Source organism: Spirosoma migulaei (assembly GCF_054776855.1).
Genome location: NZ_BAAHBG010000027.1, coordinates 243,579 through 261,179, shown reverse-complemented (window position 1 = coordinate 261,179; position 17,601 = coordinate 243,579). Strand labels below are relative to the sequence as shown.

Genomic DNA, 17,601 nt, shown 5'->3' with positions numbered 1-17,601 from the left:
AATGAATAATTGTTAATGTATAATGAATAACGACTTGTTAACAGCGTATCAAAACTGTGTGGAGACAAAGGTAGGCAACGCAGTTTGTCATCTACTTCTCAAATCGTTATTCATTCTTCATTGTTCATTATACATTCTCTCCTGTGGAAACGAAACCGACGAAGCGGCTCAGTTTTTTCTGAAGGGGAATGTGCAGCTCCAGAAACGAGAGTATAAGGAAGCCATTCGGTATTATTCGGAAGCGATCGGTAAAAAGCCCGATTTTGCCGATGCGTATAACAATCGGGGATTAGCGAAATTCCGAAACGATGACCGGGAAGGCGCTCTGGCTGATTACACTCGAGCTATCGATGCAGACCCTGATTTCGGGACGGCCTATTTTAACCGGGCGGAAGTTCGACTGGAAACCGGCGACGCGGCAGGCAGCCTGGCGGATCTCGAACGAATTGAGAAGCAATACCAGGATTCTACCTTTTACCAGACCCGATTAGCGGATACCTACGTTCGACTCAACAAGGTGTCGCAGGCGCAAACGGCCTATGATCGGGCCCTGCAACTCAAGCCCGACAATGTTGAAGCCCTCACCAATCGGGGGGCGTTGTATTTTAGTCAGAAAGCCTACAAAGAAGCTGACGCCGACATCCGGCAGGCATTGAAACTGAAACCAAATCAGGATGCCGCGCTCAATAACCTGAGTTTATTACTGGCGCATGCCGGAAACTATGCCGAAGCACTTACGTATGTTGATCGCGCGTTAAGTCATCAGCCCCGGCAGCCTTATTACCTGAATAATAAGGCCTATCTGCTGCTGAAATTGAACCGCCCGGGCGAGGCCCTGCCACTGGTACAGGAATCGCTTCAACGTGATAACCAGAATGCCTGGGCGCATCATACGCTAGGTTTATACTGGCTGAGCCAGCAGCAACCCGATAAAGCCCTCTCCGAGTTTCGATTGGCCGAAAAACTGGATGCCTCCGTTGAGCAGCTTTATTATTATATAGGCACGGCGGAGCTGGCAGTCGGCAATAAAACCGGTGCCTGTGAAGCCTGGCAACGGGGCGAATCAGCAGGCGATGAACAGGCCCGGCACGAACGGGCGGATCGTTGCCGGTAGAGCATTTCACTCCATTAACTTTCCGAGTTGATAGACGGCTCATAAAAAGGGACAACTCAACGAACAATCGTGATTTGTCCCTTTTTAGTACGTTGTCATGACTAGCTGCTGGTCGTGCTATAGCCCGTTGATCACGCGGGCGTAAAACATTGTTGTGTAGAGTGCCATCGTAGCCCGCCGTCAGGTCATCGGCCACATTCACCGTGATAGTGGCTATACTGCCTGAATTGGCCGTTGTGCGGGTAATGCTGAAGCCTAAACTCGACTCGCCCCCGCCACTGATAAAGGCCCCCGAATTCATCGTCAACGTCAACTGCCGATTCGCCAGGGAGGGCTTACCGTCCACTGCCCGTTATCGACGGCTACCGGATTGTGCTCTCCACCTGTGACATTGATGCTGGTCAGACTACCAGTAAACGACAGCGTGTAGCCACGTTTCAATTCCGGTCAATGGCGAGCATCGTTTGCAGTAATACATTAGCTCCATTCCCAATATCGACTCCTTTCGAGAATTCTTTGGGTGAATGACTGATACCACCCACACTGGGGATGAAAATCATGCCCACCGGCGCAATTTGTGCTATTTCCTGCGAATCATGCCCGGCCCCGCTTTGCATATACCGGTACGAGAATCCCAGCGCTTTGGCCGAACTTATGATTTTATCCTGAATCGGTTTGGCCGTGAGGGCAGGTGTTACGCCTACAGACGACTTCTTGAAGGTGATGGTTGTTTCGGAAGCTTTGGCAATTCCCCTGGCTTTTGCTTCGACCTCATGAAACAGGCTCCAGATTTTATCGTACGACAAATCCCGGATTTCCACGCCCAGTACTACCTTGCCCGGAATGACATTGTAGGCACCAGGCTCAACCGCCAGTTTTCCAATGGTACCAACCTGCTTGCCTTCGTGGCTGGTAATTACCTCATTCAGCGCAATAATGAGTTTGGCCGCTGCCAACAGCGCATCGCGACGCATTGCCATCGGGGTGGTGCCCGCATGGTTGGGTACCCCTTCAACCGTTGCATCCCAGTGTTCGATCCCGACTATTCCTTCAACCACGCCGATCTGCTGATTTTCGGTCATTAAGATGCCGCCCTGTTCAATGTGCAGTTCGATAAAGGCAGTCAAATCTCCTTTTTTTCGGATCACTTTGTTCAGGCTATCCGGGTTGCCGCCAATGGCTCGGATGCCATCGGCTATTGTCAGTCCACTTTGGGTGACCGACTTCAGGGCGTCAGGCGTGATTTTACCAATCATTGCCCCACTACCAACCGTACCGCCTTCTTCATTGGCAAAAATGATCAGCTCCAGGGGGTGTTCCGTGACGTAATTGTTTTCGTTGAGGGTTTCAATGAGTTCCAGGCCACTAATGGAACCAACGGGACCATCGTAATTGCCTCCATTGGGGACGCTGTCGATATGGGAGCCAAAGGCGATGGGTTTCAGGGCCGGATTTTTTCCTTTTCGTTGGCCAATGATATTGCCTGCATAGTCGATTTTTACATCGAGTCCGGCTTTTTTCATTAGCCCAATGAAGTAGGCTCTGCCTTCCTGATCGGCTTTGCTATACGCCACCCGCCCTATTCCGCCATTGGGCAGCTCGCCAAATTTTGATAACTCCAGCAGTCGGGTTTGAATTCGCTGCTGGTTGATTTTCAGATTGATTGGCTGTGCCTGGGCAATCGCCGTACATGAAACAAGGGCCAGGCAAATGAGTAATGTGTTTTTCATGAATGGATATAGTTAGTCAAGCTGTGCCATGCCCTTTTTCTTTCGATAAGGCGTTTTGAAAAAATCTCCGACAATCTGATTGAATAGATCTTTGTACGTAATCAGCGTTGAATGCCCGGAGTTGGGCAAAATCCACAAGTACGATTGCGGAATGGACTGGGCAATGACCAGTGTGTGTTTGGGTAAAATTACATCGTTATCGCCACCAATTACCAGCGTAGGGCATTTTACTTTTTGCAAATCGGTGGTTGAAATATGGGGATGGCGGATCATCAGCGTAAGCAGCTTCTCCTGGGTTTTAACCGCCGGGATTTGCTGCACCTTGGCCAGACTATCGTTGGTGGAAACGATCCATTGAAAAAGGTCAGGTTCAACGGCGGTTGTGTCGGGCCATAGATTTGCGCCGGTAATAGCCAGTTTCTTTACCTTTTCGGGGTGCCGCATGGCTAGTAACAACCCGTCGATTCCACCGTCACTCCAACCAATAACGTAGCATGAATCTACATGCAGCTGATTCAGCAGAGCGTTTAGATCGTCGGCCATCATTTCATACGTGAGGGAGTCGCTGGTGTCCGTCGATTTTCCCTGGGCCCGGCTATCCGCTACAATGACTTTGTAGTTTTTGGCGAAATAGGGAATCTGGTTCTTGAAGTTATTGATGGAGCCGCCGTTGCCATGAATCAACAGGAGTGGTTTCCCGGCACCATAGACTTCATAATACATATTGAACCCCCGGATAGTGGCATAGTTTCCCACATTGGCGTTGTTGCCAAATTGTTTGTTGCCGGATGACGCAACCGGTAATGTCGATTGCGCAAACGAGGGTACCGTAAACAGAGTGGTTAGTAGCGAGAGGAGTAGTTTTTGGGAGTTGCTCATTGGGCTGGTCATTGTTTTTAGGAAGACAATATACCGAACTTAATGAACCTTATACGCTTCCAGCTCAATCCGGGTTGGAAGTCTAAGCGGTGACTGTTAACCGGTCCTGGTATCTACCAACGTGACAACTCGCTGGTAGATACCAGGCTGTTGGTTATACTTTACTTTCTGGATACACCTTTTTGTGCTGGGCCACGAGTATCGTGTACTGTTCCGGGGTTAAGATTGCTTTATAAGCGCGCACCTTATCGTCTTCAACACCTATGGCCAGCGTTCGTAATTTTTTTTGATTCATGCCGGATGCTTTCAGCTTCTTTACCCCATCGTTGTAATTCACAACCGCATTGGTAATAATTTCTTTCGCCTTCGGAAGTTGCTGATCGGTGAGCTTCAGCCGTTGTTTATCCGCTTTTATAACGGCTTTAACAATCATGCCGATGGTCGTGCCATTGTTGAGGAAGACAAATTTCTCATTTTCAACGGAGGAGGGTTTGGTCTGGGCTACCATACCCGTTGATGAGCCAAGCAGTAGCGCGAAGGCGACAATGTAATTTTTCATGCGAGCCAATTGATTACGACCAGTGATTTGCTGGCTTATACAAAAGTACAGTTTCGGGATAAATACCGTTTCTGGTATGTCGTTTATCTATCCTGTTGTACCGGTCGTCAAACTAATTTCCCGCCGATCGGTCAAGTCACTACATTCAGGGTGCAGGGTCCAGACGATCCGGAGCGGACACTACCCAACTATAGTTTCGATGGAAAACAGGAAACGAACACCCTCCCGCAGGGATTTTATTCGGTCGGCTGGCTTGTCTGGTCTAGCCTTAACAATTGGGGTTACGGTCCCCGTTTTCGGTGCCGAGTCCATAGCGATTGTGACCATACCAACGGCTGCTCCCGACGGTATCGAACTGGTTTCCTGGATATCGATCAGTCAGGCTGGGCGGGTAACCATCATGAATCATCGCTCCGAGATGGGGCAGGGGACCTTCCAGGCAATTCCACAGCTAATTGCCGAAGAGCTGGAGGTAAGCCTGGATCAGGTAACGATCCAGTTTGCGCCCGCCAATCCGAAAAAGTACGGACCTCAGCCACAGGAAGGGAGTTTCTCGATTCGGGGATGGTACAAACAGTTGTTACAGATCGGTGCGTCTGCCCGTGAGATGCTCATTGAGGCTGCCGCGAACCAATGGACTGTTCCTGCGTCGGAATGCTACGCCGAAAAGGGACAGGTAATTCATCGCCCAACCAACAAGAAACTCGGTTATGGAGCCCTGGTCGAGGACGCATCCAAATTAACTCCCCCACAGAACGTTCCCTTAAAAAGCCGGAGCGCGTATACCCTTATCGGAAAATCAGTACCCCGGCAGGATATTCCTCTAAAAGTCAATGGCCGTGCTCAATTTGGACTTGATAAGAAACTACCGGGTATGCTGTATGCCGTGGTAGAACGCAATCCCCGCTTCCGGGGAAAAGTTAAGCGAATTGACGATAGCGCAACGAAGGCAGTACCCGGAGTGAAGCGGGTTCTTACCGTTCAACGGGCTGTTTTCTCGAGTTTATTTGAAGGCGTTGCGGTTGTAGCGGATACACTCTGGGCGGCCATGAAGGGACGCAAGCTGTTGAAGATCGAGTGGGACGATACGGGGTTTGATCACCTGGATAGCGAACAGTTAGTTGCCCAGATGCGGGACGACCTTAAAAAGCCAGCGCCCGCTGCGAAATTCGAAAGCGCCTTTCAACAGGCTGCCACTAAACTGGAGGCCGTTTATGAAACACCCTACCAATCGCATAGCGCGATGGAGCCCCTCAATTGTACGGCACATGTCCAGGAAAACAGGATTGAGATCTGGGGACCCATCCAGGAAGCGAACTGGATTCAGGCGGATTTAAGTGCGCGAATGGGCGTTCCTATTGAGCATGTGTCCGTCAATATGACCTTTCTCGGTGGCGGGTTCGGACGCAAAGCGTTTACCGATTACCCCCACGAAGCAGCCCTGATCTCCAAAGCCATGAAAGCCCCCGTTCAGGTGGTCTGGACCCGGGAGGATGATATGAGTCAGGGGCCCTTTCGGCCCGGTGCTCTGTATGCCTGCAAAGGAGGGCTTTCCAGGGATGGCAACATCCTGGCTTTTCAAGCGATAACCGCCGGGCAGTGGATCGGGCAAGAGTGGAGCACGAAACCCAATTCAGCTCCTGAACCGATGACCGATAATACGAGCACGATGGAAGGTATGCTAACTCCCTACTTTACGTCTATTCCTCACTACAGCCTGGGCGGTGTGGGTACCCGGTCGCCCATTCCCGTGATGTGGTGGCGTTCGGTATCTGCATCCACGAGTGGCTTTGCCTGCGAAAGCTTTATCGATGAACTGGCCCATGCGGCCGGAAAAGACCCCCTGGACTTCCGGCGAGCTCACCTTCAGGATACTCGCTATGAGGCATTTATTAATCAACTTGAGCACGTTAGCGGCTGGAAATCAAGGCGTAAGCAGGCCGGTTGGGGCGTTGCCATAACGGAATGTTTTGGCAGTATCTGCGGTCATGTCGTAACGGTATCGCGTAAATCGGATGGGCATGTAACGATCGATAACGTGATTGCCCTGATGGATTGCGGCTGGTACGTAAACCCGGATAGTATTCGTGCGCAGGTGGAGGGAAGTATCCTGATGGGCCTGGGTGCTGCCAGTAAACACGCCACTACCTTTACAGACGGGAAAGCCGTGGAGCAAAACTTCAATACCTATACCATGCCCCGCATCGCCGATAGCCCCCGCATCGAGGTGCATATCATGGAAAACGATGAAAAAGCCGGGGGCGTAGGCGAACCCGGTTTGCCGCCCTTCGCGCCTGCGTTGTGCAATGCAATTTTTGACCTGACCGGGAAGCGTATCCGTACCTTGCCGTTTAAGTTAGAGGACGTGTAGGGTTCTAGGTAAACACAGAGGCACAGATAACACAGAGAATAAATTAAAAACTCAATGTTATCTGTGCCGCTATGTTCATTTCCTAGTTGGCAGCCGGTACCCGTTTTAGATCCAGGTCCTGAAAATCGAAACTAAAATCGGTGAGGGGCGAAATGGGTTTCATTTTGATGGAGGCAGGTTTCTGATTCTCGTCATACTGGAATGTCAGGTAAGCATCGGCATCGAAACTACGGTTGGTCCACTTGACAATGAAGGTATTATTCTTGTAGAAGAACAGCTCTCCCGTGAGTTTGGGGGAGCGCAGCGACTGGAACCACCATCGCCCCGGCGACCCGGTTCCAGTCTTCTGGCTAATGACCACATCCCCGAACCAGGTATCGTGATAGGTTCCGGCGTACGCGGCAAAATCAACCGGCGTCGTATTGTTTTTCTGTTCCCGGCCTATAGACTCCCAGATTCCCTTTGTGATCTTATCCGCTTCTTCCTGCCCCTTTTTAACCCGGTCGTTGTAAACCTGTATCCAGTCGGTGGGAGGGAGGCCCAGGTAACTGTCTTTGATGGTGTTGGTAATGGCGCTGAACGCTGCACCGGACTGCTGATTGGTGAAGACGATAATACCCAACTGGAGCTCGGGGAGTAAGGTTACCTGCGTAACCATACCGGCGAGTCCACCCGTGTGCGTTACCTGTTTATAGCCTTTCACATCGCTCAGGCCCCAGCCCAGTCCATAGGCTGCAAAATGGGTATTATAGGGGGGCGTCGGTGTTGGACTTACCGGAAGAATAGTTTGGGCACCCCACATATCAGCCTGTCGTTTTTCGCTGAATAACTGCTTGCTCCCATGTTCACCATATTTCCCTTTACTCAACTGGCAGATCACCCATTTACTCATATCCGCTACACTGGAGTTGATCCCACCGGCCGAATACCCAAACCGGAACATATCCCGGCTAATGACCTGTACTTTCCCGTCCACAGGCGCATGGGCATCAATCACATTGACTTTATCGGTCAGGCGGCTGTAGCTGCCCGCGCTGCGATTCATGCCTAATGGATTCATGATCCGTTCTTCCACAAATGCTTCCCAGCTTTTCCCACTCACCCGTTCTACTACTTCACCAGCTACCATATACAGCAGGTTGTCATAATCGTACTTAGTCCGAAAACCCGAAACCGGTTTCAGGTAACGGAGATTATGAATGATGTCTTTCATGGTAAAGTTGCTGGAATCAGGCCAAAACATCAGATCCCCCGCTCCCAGGCCCAGTCCGCTCCGGTGGGTCAGCAAATCCCGGATGGTAAAGGCCTCCGTCACATAGGGATCATACATCCGAAACTCGGGGATATAGTCGATCACTTTATCATCCCAGGCTAGTTTTCCTTCATCCATCAGTATACCCAGAGCGGCAGCGGTAAAGGCTTTGCTGTTAGAGGCTATCCCAAACAGCGTGTTTTCGTCTACCTTTTGGTTCGTTTTCAACGAGCGAACCCCATAGCCTTTGCTGTGAATGACCTTGCCATCCTTGATAACGGCTACGGCAATCCCCGGCACATCGAACGTGGTAAGGGTGCGCTGCACCAGGGCGTCGATCTGAGATGAGGGGATACCCTGAGCCGATGCAGACTGAAAGGGGATGAAGCCATTAAAGAGTATAATGGCAGTAGCGAACAGGAGAACATGTGTTTTCATAGATGATGGCCGAATGGTCCCGAAAGAACGCAAATTTAAGGCTACAGGAAAAGCTAATGAACACAGGGTAACCAAAAGAAGTACGTCTGTGCGATTAAGATTGGAACTGGTCCAGTGTGGATTGATACCTGTATCTTTAAAAACCGCCCGGAATCCAACCTTATTGGCTTTATTCGGGTCGTATTGTACGCGTGACCAAATCCGTTGAATGATGAAAAATAGTATATTGAGCTTGTTGCTACTAGTGGCTTTGGGAATCATAAGTTGTAAAAAAACAGCCGAGGTTGATCCCACAGCCTATCCCTTAAAAGAATACACGCTGGATTTGAACCAAGCCAAGGCGTGGTTACCTGGTAAGTGGAAGTTGATAAAGGTATCAGCCCAGATTCTTAACCCTACTATACCGAATGTAGAACTGGTGATCGATGAGAACCAGATCAATCTTATACAAGACGGTATTCAGACCGACAAGGTTGATTATACGACAGTTAAGACAGATTATGGTCTGCTGATCAAAACCAATGCCCAACCCAGAGGAGACAACTGGTATATCCGTGATCCCAGCTTATATATCAATAAGGATCGAATGTATTTAGATTTGGGCAGGGCTCAGGACTTGCCTGCTTATGAATTCAGCAAAGTGAATTAGCTCCGCTCGATTGATGATACTTAAGAGTACTCCAGTGTATAGGCTTATGTAAACTTATTTCTCAGCCATGAAAACAATTCATTTTTCCATCGACCTACGGTCTTTCTTTCTGGGCGCACTTACCGTCACGGGCATCCTGCTACTCACAAATTTTACGCCTTCGGGGCAACCCGAACCCGGCTTTATTGAAAACCGCCGGTTTCAGGCGGTTTCCGGCGAGCGGGAAACCATTATTCTGGACACCAAAACGGGGCAATTTGTAGTTATGACGAGTTACATTGGCCAGCCCCGTAGACTTAAGTATGATTTTAATGAAATTGAGCCTAAAAACAACTAGTTGATTGAGCCTTAACGAGTTTATAAGCCCTGGCCATCCGGGGCTTTTTTAGTAGCCTGTTCCAGGCGGCAGGGCATCCTTCCAGCCCGAATGGACTGGTTGTTTTCCAGTCAGTGCTATATCGTTTTCAAAAGCCAGACTACAAACGGGAAAAACGGCGATTAATGTGTTTGAGGGCTTTCTAAGGGGCATTTTTACCAATAAAGCCCTCAAGTTTTGCCGGTTAATAAATTGACATGAACGGTTATTAATTTTTTGATTATGAGTCAATATCTTAAGAGCTAACAACCTGAAGTTGCGGTGACTAGATTGGGCATTACGACTAGTAGTGCCCTACTCATCGCATTTCTAGACCCATATGAAAACGGAAAACGTAGTACGGATAGGCCAGTTAGCCGAAACACTTAAAACCCTGGGTGACACCCAGAGAGCAAAAACACGCCAGCCAGATCAGGAAAACAACCAGTTCCTGCCTGATCTGGTGACGGAACTACGGGCCATTTTTGTAGCTGAAACGGGCGAAAACCCCTGGGCCAAACCCATTGAAGATATCTCGGAGCAGCATCTGCATCAGTTGAGCAATACCTATATCGGCGAAGAGGAGTACTTTATTGAGTTCAACACCTTTTGGCTTGCGTTTCTTATGACTAAACCCGAGCCTGATCAGATGGTTAAGCTGCTGAAGCAATTGAAAGACTGGGGGTACGTGCTCGACGATGAGTCCGGATTAGGTTGATTCGTCCGGTTACGATTCTACGCTCCGCCTTCACGCCACCAAAGCCACAGAAGTTGCCAATAGAGTAGGCAGGTTAATTTGGGGCGGGGCCGTTTCCTTACAACCCGTCTCCAGTTGCTTTCAATACCAGTCGACAATCAGTTTTTTTTGCTGGAAATGCATACATACAGGGTATGTCCAGCCACAAGTAAGATTACACAGTGGACCCAGAACAGTACGATCCGGAACTTGATTCAAATGGGGAGTTACCCGTCAGACCCAAAGTAACACTATACGCCCTTCTGGTGGTGGTTTTCCTGTTTCTGTTGCTATTGAAACGAGCTAAAGTACTCGCCTGGTCCTGGTGGTGGATCAGCCTGCCGCTCTGGATCTTACCCACGGGGTATGGTCTGAGAAGTATCATTACCTGGGTTGGCAAATCCGTACCCCAAAATCGTATTCGGAAACGGTAATCTCTGTTGTGCGAAAACAAATGCCTGGTTACTGTGTACCACCGATCCAGCTCGTGTTCGACCGTTTATGCAGCTTTTCAACCCCGATGGAGTACTTTTTAGTAGCTTGACACCCATAAACAAAACCCATATATACCTATGCACACGTATCAACTTGACGGGAACGACCAGCTTTACGAGCTGGACTATCCAAGTCCCAGGGAGCAACAGACCCAATCAACCGTGGCCTTCCTATCCATTCTGGCTGTCATCTTTTTTTGTCTAACACTTTTAAAACAGTCGCAGGCAATTGATTGGTCCTGGTGGTGGATCAGCCTGCCACTGTGGATCATACCGGCCGGGGCGCTGCTACTGGTCATATTTACCCTGGTGGTGACCCTCTGGCATGAGGCTGTGTATGCCATCCGCTTTAAGCTATAAAAACAAGACAAGCGGCCCGGAGTTTTCCGGGCCGCTTGTCTTGTTTACTAATGACGAAATTATAGGTGATTGGTCACCTAACTTGTAGTAAATTTTTATCAGAATAGGCAAAGTTGTAGTAATTGATTACCCTTAAAGGGTTCATGTTAACGTGATGTAGCACATGCTTTTTAGGTTAAGCAACCCGCACGTGCGCGGGCACCAGGGTGTTCCACTCCGGGTTGAGCAGGTGCGTACTTTGGTAGGATTTGTTCGGTAAGTCAATCCCTAACTGCTCAATAACATCGACAATACGCCTTCGACCGATGGTTAATCGAGCCCCGTTTCGCATAATCAGATGGGCATCCGTAGAGGAACTCAGGACACAGCTATAAATATGGTCGGGATTCACCAGGTGGGCTTTATGAATCCGGACAAAGTTGGGCCAGCGTTCAAAATACCATTTTAGGGTCCGGCTGGACAGAATTGCCTTGCCATCAAGCAGGTAAAGCGTGCAATAATTAATGTCCCCTGTTAAATAAAGTACCTTCTGCGGGGCAAACTTATGCTGTAGCTGGGCAGCGTTTACATTTTTCATACTCAGGATGGTTAATGGAGGGATAGTCAAAACTATCGCACAAAACCCTGAATTACAAGCGGTAAACGTCAATATTTATTACTTTCTCCTTTTGGTAACAAAAGAACTTGCATTATTCCTATAGCCTGTTCAGGTTATTTTGGCTGGTAGTGACCCAAAACACCCGAAACATTAACTCACCTTTAAAGCATCGAGGCTTAAAGGCCAAAGCCCGGAGGCAATTTTGTTAATTGTAACGCTCGTTATGTTGGACAAAGTAACGGTCGTACCAATTGACAAAAAAAGCTACGACTTAGGAACCGTAGCTTTTTTGTTATTCGGTTCTTCTTCACTGGCTTTTAGACAATTAACCTACAAGGATCGGTAATCTACATACCTATCTAATGCGCTCACCTACTTTGTCGCCTGGGATCGAACGCCCCCCATTACCTTTATTGCAAGCTGGCCAGCCCTACCCAATATAAGCCACGTTCAACCAATAAACACCTATCAATCATGAAATTACATTACACCCTTTCCTGGCCTAAATTAGTGCGCCTGGTCTTCGTTCTGCTTCTGCTGACGGGCTGCAACCCGGCTTCTGATAATGTCAGCCCAGACTCCAGTCTAGATCAGGCCCGTCTTCGTACACGGTCCCCCTCAAATTGCGTCGCACTCCAGCTCCCGCTCACTCTTCAAACTAGTTGCGGCAATATAAACGCCCCCGTGTGCGGCTGCAATAAGGTAACCTACCAGAATGCCTGTTTAGCTCAGGCTGCTGGCATTAGAGTAGAGTACTCAGGGAATTGCAAAGAGGACTGCGTTGAAAATCCGCTTCTTCCTCTAACGAATTGCTCCTTTAATAGCGCCCCCGTGTGCGGCTGCAATAATGTAACCTACCTGAATGCCTGCTTTGCTCAGGCGGTAGGTATTAGAGTGGTCTATTCTGGGAGTTGTAGACAGTAGAAATAGTTGTACCACCTAAAACGCCCGGTCAACTAATGACCGGGCGTTTTAGGTTAAATCATCGTCTTTTTGCCGCTTTTTTTTCATCTCCTCACTCTTCTGGAGTTCCCCGGCTACCCGGTGCTCGTCCGGACGGCCATAGACCTCCAGTCCTTTATCGGACTTTCTGCCTGGCACCACTTTGACCGAGCCGGTACTTAGCAAGAGGGTATTGAAACACAGTTAGTAAAGGTTTTTCGACCAGCCTTCGAACGTAAACCCTCCGTAAGGTTCAGCTCCGTTGCTCTCAGCTTTAACCAGTAATTGAATCTAGCCAGAGAGAGAACTGGTAATTTCTCCCAACCACCGTATTTAGGTTCGCTACCGTAACAGCAATCCGGAGTATTACGCGGTAGGCTTCAAGACGGTTAAGGACAGTTACGCCCTACGCTCCAAGCTGTTTAAAGGCTGCTTAGGAGCAAGTGCCATCCGAACCATTCCGGTAGCGGGTTCAACGTCGGTTGATGTGTTTGAGGGCTTTTTTGACTTTCTCTCTGCCCTTACCTACAAAAAGCAACTACGGCCTGAATGCACGACTATTATTCTGAACTCAACAACCAATCTGGCGCAAGCTTTGCCGGGCTTAGAAGGGGCTAAACGGATTCATACCTATTCGATAACGATAGGGCAGGACGTGCGGCCTATGGGCAATTACGAAGCGCAAATTTTCCCGTCTATGACCGCTTCGGTCTATACGCAGACTACAACGATTTCAATGATAGGATAAAGCAACGACCTATACAAAATCCTCTATAGGCTAAAAAAGGGCTTTTTGAAGGCTTCCGGCAGGCTTTTGCCGGACTATCGAAGGCTTACAGGAGGTCTATCGGAGAGCTTTTGAAGAACTTTCAGAGGACTATCGAGTCCAATTCAACACTTAATTTTTAACAAATGGAGGAGCAAAACAAAACCAAACCAGTACGGAATTTCAAGTATCAGAGGGCTGAACGCTACGGAGCGCGGGTATACTACCAAAAGCTTTGTTTGCATTGTAACTGCCAATATGAGAGTATACGGATGGATTCAGCTTACTGCTGTTATCCGTGTGCGAAGGCAGCGCGAAGAGTTAAACAAAAAATTAGTTCATAAAAGTGATATTTTAGAAAAAGCCGTTTAAAGAATTTCTTTAAACGGCTTTCAAATTTTTCTTCACTATCAGATAATACTAGAAGACGAAGCCCTAAGTTGGTTAAAGAGTCTATTTGTACAATTATCCAAATGCAAAATTATATGAACAATTAGGTTTAACTCTTTTACCCTCAGCACTTTATGGGATTTTTAGTCATAATCGAAAGTGAAAGTACCAAAATAGGATTCAAATTTTTAAGCAGGTATCATTGTAAATTGTTGATTATGAGTTGATTATGGATTTTATGGCTTCTCATGCCGAGAAGCCATAAAGAATAAGAAATAGGTAGTAAAACTCTAATTTGGTTTAGTTGCTTTAAAATGATATTAGAGTATGGTTTTATTTCTTTATATGAACAGCGATTCGCTCTTCTTTAAGTTTTGCTAATCCGTGATTACGATGCCAATGTATTTGCCTACTGTTTGCCCAAAGAAGTTCAAAACCTTCTTGCTCAAAAATCGCGTATACTTCATCAACTACATTAAAGTCTAAAAACTTTTGTGCAAGTGGAGACCCTATTATTGTAGCTAGGTAACCATTTTTCTTTAGAAACTTATGGCTTTGCTGCGCAAATTTCCTCATTCCATTTAAGTAATTTTCTTTAGCCTTTGGGTTTCCTCTGCTTCTTCTAGACCCGATTTCAATTTTGTGATCTGATTCAAATCTTTCTGGAAATAGCCAGTAATATGGCAATCTATTTCCGTAAGTATAATCTACCATACATAAATATGGAGGAGATGTAATTATGGCATCTATTGAATTATTTTCTAAACCAAAGTCAGAAGGATTTATAGTTGTAATATCGGCTCTAAAAGCTTTTACACGATTAAATTCTTTTTCAACATCTTTACCTTGTTGTTCGAACAAAAAATATGTTTTCTCAACGATTTGAGTATTTCTCTGTATCTTCAATAAAAATAAAGATACAGCATCAACATATTCTGGCATTAAAGTTCCTTTCGGCAAAGGTGTATTGTCTGCAAAATAAGCAAAATCTTTTCCCTTACGCTCAGATGTAAAATTCAAAATGTCAGAAAAGCAAACTAGTAAGAAAATCTTAATAGATTCCTCACTTAATGATTCTATAAAAGTTTTTATTTTGGATAACTCAATTTCAGTTTTTGGGTGATGCCACTTATTTAAATCTTTTTGTTTGGGTTTTTTATATTTTGAAATTGCCGCAATAGAATCTTTTTGAATTTTCTTGATGAAATGCAAGTTCTCAGGAGACAGATATGTAAATTTTGAGCGCATTATCAAGTCTGATACAGAATTGACATCAGAGATTATAACGTTACAACCTTGCTTTAAACCTTCCATCGCCGTTACTCCTGAACCCCCAAAAGGATCAAATATAGTTTCGCCTTTTAGGCCCAAAGCAGTTATTAAAGCAGCGGGTATTGCATGAACAAATGTAGCAGGATAGGAGTGAGAAGTTTCATTTCGGCTTAATTTGAAATCCCAGTTCTCAATATTGTCTAAATTTGCTTTAATATTATTTGTCCTAGTTGAATCAGCATAATGCCAAGGTTTATCTTTTATCCATTTTTTGATTTCTGAATGCAAAACACTTGAAACTTGCTTATGAAGTTGGTCACCCGATGTATTTTCTAGAGTCATTTTTTGTAACCATTGAGGTAAAAATGAGTGTTTTAAACTACCACTACTAATTTTAAAAATTGAAACTGATCCTGCTGGGGGGGGGAATAGGACGTTTTGTTCTTCAAATCTTCTCTTTTTAACAAAAACAAATACTTCCAAATTTTTAGAAGATAAATACCTCTCAAGCCAGTCTGAAAAAACAGGGTTATTAATTATTCGTAAATCATCTGTTCTTTCAATTGAAATTTCACAAATCTTATTTGTGTCGCTCAATAATCTGTAATGAATTACTAAATCTTTTAAAGTGTTTTGATAAGAGGTTTGTTCATCAATAGAATTTCTTGATTCTATATTTTCTATTAAATTAAGCAAACCTTCATCTGTATTAAAAATTAAAAATGACCTATTTATACCTGACTTTAACAACCTTCGGATCAAATGTTGCAAAAATGCCTGCCTGCCAATTTCTTCATCAGATGAATAATAAAAGCTTTTATACATTTGATACCTATATCCTAGCCATGCTTTAACAGATTCATTATTTTCTGCCTTCAAATTTGTTGGATAACCTTCTTTAGTTGCTAGCCATTTAACTAATTTAAGAGGAACTTCATTGTCAATTTTAATTCCCATAAAAAGGCAGGCTCTACAAACATTATCAATGTTATCAATATCTAAGGTGCCTTTTATTACGTATCCCCATTTGCCTTCTCCAACAACTAACTTTGCAATCTCTTCAGCGTCGATTTTAATATTTAAGTTTTTTGAGGCAATTTCAATCAGTTTTAAAAAGCGAGGAAACTGTGAAGCGAAAACTGGAATTGAGAGACTAATATTGTCAGAGTTTTTGTAGCTTAATATTCTGTAAGATTCAAGTTCATGATCAAAATTATCTAACACATATTCCATTGTGTGTGCAAATGGAGGAGTAGCAATGTCATGAAATAAAGCAGCAAGTACTAGATGGGTAGTTTCATTTTCGTTTAACCTTTTAATTTGAGCAAAATGAAGTGCTAAATAAGCTACACTTATACAATGCTCCCAGCGTGTAGGGGCATTAAAATCCTTGAATTGAAATGAATCTACGTTGGATAATCTAACTCCTCGTAAACGAAGAAATTCTGGTGATTTGATAAATGGTATTAACCAATCAGGTATATTAATCTGACCGTACAGAGTGTCTGAAAATATCATATTTCATTTTCTTTTCTTGCCAAAACTAAATAACCAGAACAAAACAAATGTGACCACATCTGTTGCTATATTATTTACCTTTTCTTTTTCTGTAGTTCCATCTCGCCACATATAAAGTGAATACGAAAAAAGCAAAACAACAAATACTCTAATCGAATATCTTACAAACCTTGTTCCTAAAATCTCTCGAACCAAATCAATAAAATGCAATATTTCATAACGAATTCTGTTTTCTAAATTGCTTTTAATATGAATGAAACATTCATAAATTATCGAGTTAGTTCTTGAAGAAATATATGGCCCTGAATAGCTATATTTAAAACCATTAGAAGCTGTAGAGCGAACAAGTTCATTTAGCCTTTCTTGTGTAACTAATTTAGAAAAATTTATTGGAGAGTGCTTAGCAGCTAATGCTATCAAATAAACTTGCCAAGGAATTCTAATGTATTCATGTTTTCCTCCATACCAATATTCAATATTCACTTCATTATTCTCACTTAGTGACATTGGACTCTGCGAGAATAATTTTGAAACTAAATCATTAAAATTTAACTGTACAGTGTTGCCCAAATCATAAAAAGATAAAGTATATATTCCTAAGATAACAATTGCGTATGTAGTGTTATCAATACTATTCGCATTTATTTTATTTGTACATTCTCTAGCAATAAATCTTATTGCATCTTAGTCATTTCCTTGAACTGATAATATCCCTTTCGTAGCAATAATTGTTGGTAAAAGTTCGGCATCTGGTTCTACAGAATCTGTAAAATACCCCCAACCATCTAAATTCTTTTTATTATTTGCTAACTCTAATAATAAATTTCTTACAAATACATCTTTTGAAGCTGTGCCGGTATTTACATTTGAAAGGCTGTTTAAAATCTCACCAATTTTTATGATATTTTTACTGTCTCTTGAAAAAGAAGGATCGATTTGATTAGTTGCTAAATTATTTTCAATAGTTTCTCTATTTTCTATATAATTAAAAAGTTTAGGTAGAGTTAGTTTATGAGCTTGTTCGTGTGAATGGGATAAGACATAGAGAGCAGCGGCTGTTCCATGAACACCGCGTTGTCCACGATTATTTTCTTTTAAAAATTGACCACAGGCACGGATATTTGCATCGTGTAATAAATTACTTTGTTGGCCATTTTCTACTTGTAAATAGAAAAGTT

Annotated in this window: 19 protein-coding genes; 9 read left to right on the top strand and 10 right to left on the bottom strand. The window is 44.9% G+C overall.

What is annotated here, in order from left to right; translation table 11 throughout:
* Nucleotides 1-22 precede the first annotated feature (22 nt).
* A complete protein-coding gene (locus ACYVGO_RS26000) occupies nt 23-1,114 on the top strand; it encodes a tetratricopeptide repeat protein (protein WP_460971778.1) in 1,092 nt (363 codons plus the stop codon).
* A 309-nt stretch (nt 1,115-1,423) separates the two neighbouring features.
* Here the strand turns inward: ACYVGO_RS26000 and ACYVGO_RS25995 are convergent, their stop codons facing one another.
* From ACYVGO_RS25995 to ACYVGO_RS25980, 4 genes are all read right to left on the bottom strand, one after another.
* Complete coding sequence (locus ACYVGO_RS25995) at nt 1,424-1,555, bottom strand: hypothetical protein (protein WP_460971777.1); 132 nt, start codon at nt 1,553-1,555, stop codon at nt 1,424-1,426.
* Nucleotides 1,552-2,844, bottom strand: a complete 1,293-nt coding sequence (locus tag ACYVGO_RS25990; protein ID WP_460971776.1) for an allantoate amidohydrolase — start codon at nt 2,842-2,844, stop codon at nt 1,552-1,554. Before ACYVGO_RS25990 ends, ACYVGO_RS25995 begins: the two co-directional genes overlap by 4 nt.
* A 12-nt stretch (nt 2,845-2,856) precedes the next feature.
* On the bottom strand, nt 2,857-3,723 hold the full coding sequence (locus ACYVGO_RS25985) for an alpha/beta fold hydrolase (protein ID WP_142773077.1): 867 nt from the start codon (nt 3,721-3,723) through the stop codon (nt 2,857-2,859).
* Between the two features lie 154 nt (nt 3,724-3,877).
* Nucleotides 3,878-4,282, bottom strand: a complete 405-nt coding sequence (locus ACYVGO_RS25980) for a hypothetical protein (RefSeq protein WP_142773078.1) — start codon at nt 4,280-4,282, stop codon at nt 3,878-3,880.
* 199 nt (nt 4,283-4,481) lie between these two features.
* Between ACYVGO_RS25980 and ACYVGO_RS25975 the strand changes: the two genes are divergently transcribed.
* Complete coding sequence (locus ACYVGO_RS25975) at nt 4,482-6,653, top strand: xanthine dehydrogenase family protein molybdopterin-binding subunit (RefSeq protein ID WP_460971775.1); 2,172 nt, start codon at nt 4,482-4,484, stop codon at nt 6,651-6,653.
* An 82-nt stretch (nt 6,654-6,735) separates the two neighbouring features.
* Here the strand turns inward: ACYVGO_RS25975 and ACYVGO_RS25970 are convergent, their stop codons facing one another.
* Nucleotides 6,736-8,343, bottom strand: a complete 1,608-nt coding sequence (locus ACYVGO_RS25970) for a serine hydrolase (protein WP_460971774.1) — start codon at nt 8,341-8,343, stop codon at nt 6,736-6,738.
* Between the two features lie 208 nt (nt 8,344-8,551).
* Here ACYVGO_RS25970 and ACYVGO_RS25965 point away from each other — a divergent pair, with 208 nt between their 5' ends.
* The 5 genes from ACYVGO_RS25965 to ACYVGO_RS25945 all read left to right on the top strand — a co-directional run bounded on the left by ACYVGO_RS25965 (nt 8,552) and on the right by ACYVGO_RS25945 (nt 10,937).
* The gene (locus ACYVGO_RS25965; protein ID WP_460971773.1) at nt 8,552-8,992 is read left to right on the top strand and encodes a hypothetical protein; all 441 of its coding nucleotides are present in this window, start codon (nt 8,552-8,554) and stop codon (nt 8,990-8,992) included.
* A gap of 67 nt (nt 8,993-9,059) precedes the next feature.
* Nucleotides 9,060-9,329, top strand: a complete 270-nt coding sequence (locus tag ACYVGO_RS25960; protein WP_460971772.1) for a hypothetical protein — start codon at nt 9,060-9,062, stop codon at nt 9,327-9,329.
* A gap of 358 nt (nt 9,330-9,687) precedes the next feature.
* Nucleotides 9,688-10,065 (top strand): hypothetical protein, encoded by a 378-nt coding sequence (locus tag ACYVGO_RS25955; protein ID WP_460971771.1) that lies wholly within the window; start codon nt 9,688-9,690, stop codon nt 10,063-10,065.
* Between the two features lie 200 nt (nt 10,066-10,265).
* On the top strand, nt 10,266-10,517 hold the full coding sequence (locus tag ACYVGO_RS25950; RefSeq protein WP_460971770.1) for a hypothetical protein: 252 nt from the start codon (nt 10,266-10,268) through the stop codon (nt 10,515-10,517).
* Between the two features lie 138 nt (nt 10,518-10,655).
* A complete protein-coding gene (locus ACYVGO_RS25945; RefSeq protein ID WP_460971769.1) occupies nt 10,656-10,937 on the top strand; it encodes a hypothetical protein in 282 nt (93 codons plus the stop codon).
* A gap of 175 nt (nt 10,938-11,112) precedes the next feature.
* Here ACYVGO_RS25945 and ACYVGO_RS25940 read toward each other — a convergent pair whose 3' ends face one another.
* Nucleotides 11,113-11,514 (bottom strand): LytR/AlgR family response regulator transcription factor, encoded by a 402-nt coding sequence (locus tag ACYVGO_RS25940; RefSeq protein WP_142773086.1) that lies wholly within the window; start codon nt 11,512-11,514, stop codon nt 11,113-11,115.
* Between the two features lie 495 nt (nt 11,515-12,009).
* Here ACYVGO_RS25940 and ACYVGO_RS25935 point away from each other — a divergent pair, with 495 nt between their 5' ends.
* Nucleotides 12,010-12,459 (top strand): Kazal-type serine protease inhibitor family protein, encoded by a 450-nt coding sequence (locus tag ACYVGO_RS25935; RefSeq protein WP_460971768.1) that lies wholly within the window; start codon nt 12,010-12,012, stop codon nt 12,457-12,459.
* Nucleotides 12,460-12,507: 48 nt separating this feature from the next.
* On the opposite strand, the gene ACYVGO_RS25930 is transcribed toward ACYVGO_RS25935, so the two are convergent.
* A complete protein-coding gene (locus ACYVGO_RS25930) occupies nt 12,508-12,663 on the bottom strand; it encodes a hypothetical protein (RefSeq protein WP_460971767.1) in 156 nt (51 codons plus the stop codon).
* Between the two features lie 301 nt (nt 12,664-12,964).
* Between ACYVGO_RS25930 and ACYVGO_RS25925 the strand changes: the two genes are divergently transcribed.
* The gene (locus tag ACYVGO_RS25925; RefSeq protein ID WP_460971766.1) at nt 12,965-13,225 is read left to right on the top strand and encodes a hypothetical protein; all 261 of its coding nucleotides are present in this window, start codon (nt 12,965-12,967) and stop codon (nt 13,223-13,225) included.
* A gap of 741 nt (nt 13,226-13,966) precedes the next feature.
* Here the strand turns inward: ACYVGO_RS25925 and ACYVGO_RS25920 are convergent.
* The 3 genes from ACYVGO_RS25920 to ACYVGO_RS25910 form a co-directional block, all read right to left on the bottom strand.
* The gene (locus ACYVGO_RS25920) at nt 13,967-16,423 is read right to left on the bottom strand and encodes a DNA methyltransferase (RefSeq protein WP_460971765.1); all 2,457 of its coding nucleotides are present in this window, start codon (nt 16,421-16,423) and stop codon (nt 13,967-13,969) included.
* 3 nt (nt 16,424-16,426) lie between these two features.
* Nucleotides 16,427-16,930, bottom strand: coding sequence for a hypothetical protein (locus tag ACYVGO_RS25915; protein ID WP_460971764.1), 504 nt, complete (start codon nt 16,928-16,930; stop codon nt 16,427-16,429).
* A 177-nt stretch (nt 16,931-17,107) separates the two neighbouring features.
* Nucleotides 17,108-17,601 (bottom strand): hypothetical protein (locus ACYVGO_RS25910; protein ID WP_460971763.1); only part of this gene is annotated, 494 nt, incomplete at its 5' end.

Excerpts from the sequence above, each read along its gene's own strand:
- ACYVGO_RS25940 (WP_142773086.1), bottom strand. The coding sequence starts at position 11,514 with ATGAAAAATGTAAACGCTGCCCAGCTACAGCATAAGTTTGCCCCGCAG.
- ACYVGO_RS25970 (WP_460971774.1), bottom strand. The coding sequence starts at position 8,343 with ATGAAAACACATGTTCTCCTGTTCGCTACTGCCATTATACTCTTTAAT.
- ACYVGO_RS25980 (WP_142773078.1), bottom strand. The coding sequence starts at position 4,282 with ATGAAAAATTACATTGTCGCCTTCGCGCTACTGCTTGGCTCATCAACG.
- ACYVGO_RS25920 (WP_460971765.1), bottom strand. The coding sequence starts at position 16,423 with ATGATATTTTCAGACACTCTGTACGGTCAGATTAATATACCTGATTGG.
- ACYVGO_RS25935 (WP_460971768.1), top strand. The coding sequence starts at position 12,010 with ATGAAATTACATTACACCCTTTCCTGGCCTAAATTAGTGCGCCTGGTC.
- ACYVGO_RS25965 (WP_460971773.1), top strand. The coding sequence starts at position 8,552 with ATGATGAAAAATAGTATATTGAGCTTGTTGCTACTAGTGGCTTTGGGA.
- ACYVGO_RS25915 (WP_460971764.1), bottom strand. The coding sequence starts at position 16,930 with ATGTCACTAAGTGAGAATAATGAAGTGAATATTGAATATTGGTATGGA.
- ACYVGO_RS25990 (WP_460971776.1), bottom strand. The coding sequence starts at position 2,844 with ATGAAAAACACATTACTCATTTGCCTGGCCCTTGTTTCATGTACGGCG.
- ACYVGO_RS25945 (WP_460971769.1), top strand. The coding sequence starts at position 10,656 with ATGCACACGTATCAACTTGACGGGAACGACCAGCTTTACGAGCTGGAC.
- ACYVGO_RS25985 (WP_142773077.1), bottom strand. The coding sequence starts at position 3,723 with ATGAGCAACTCCCAAAAACTACTCCTCTCGCTACTAACCACTCTGTTT.
- ACYVGO_RS25960 (WP_460971772.1), top strand. The coding sequence starts at position 9,060 with ATGAAAACAATTCATTTTTCCATCGACCTACGGTCTTTCTTTCTGGGC.
- ACYVGO_RS26000 (WP_460971778.1), top strand. The coding sequence starts at position 23 with ATGAATAACGACTTGTTAACAGCGTATCAAAACTGTGTGGAGACAAAG.
- ACYVGO_RS25975 (WP_460971775.1), top strand. The coding sequence starts at position 4,482 with ATGGAAAACAGGAAACGAACACCCTCCCGCAGGGATTTTATTCGGTCG.
- ACYVGO_RS25955 (WP_460971771.1), top strand. The coding sequence starts at position 9,688 with ATGAAAACGGAAAACGTAGTACGGATAGGCCAGTTAGCCGAAACACTT.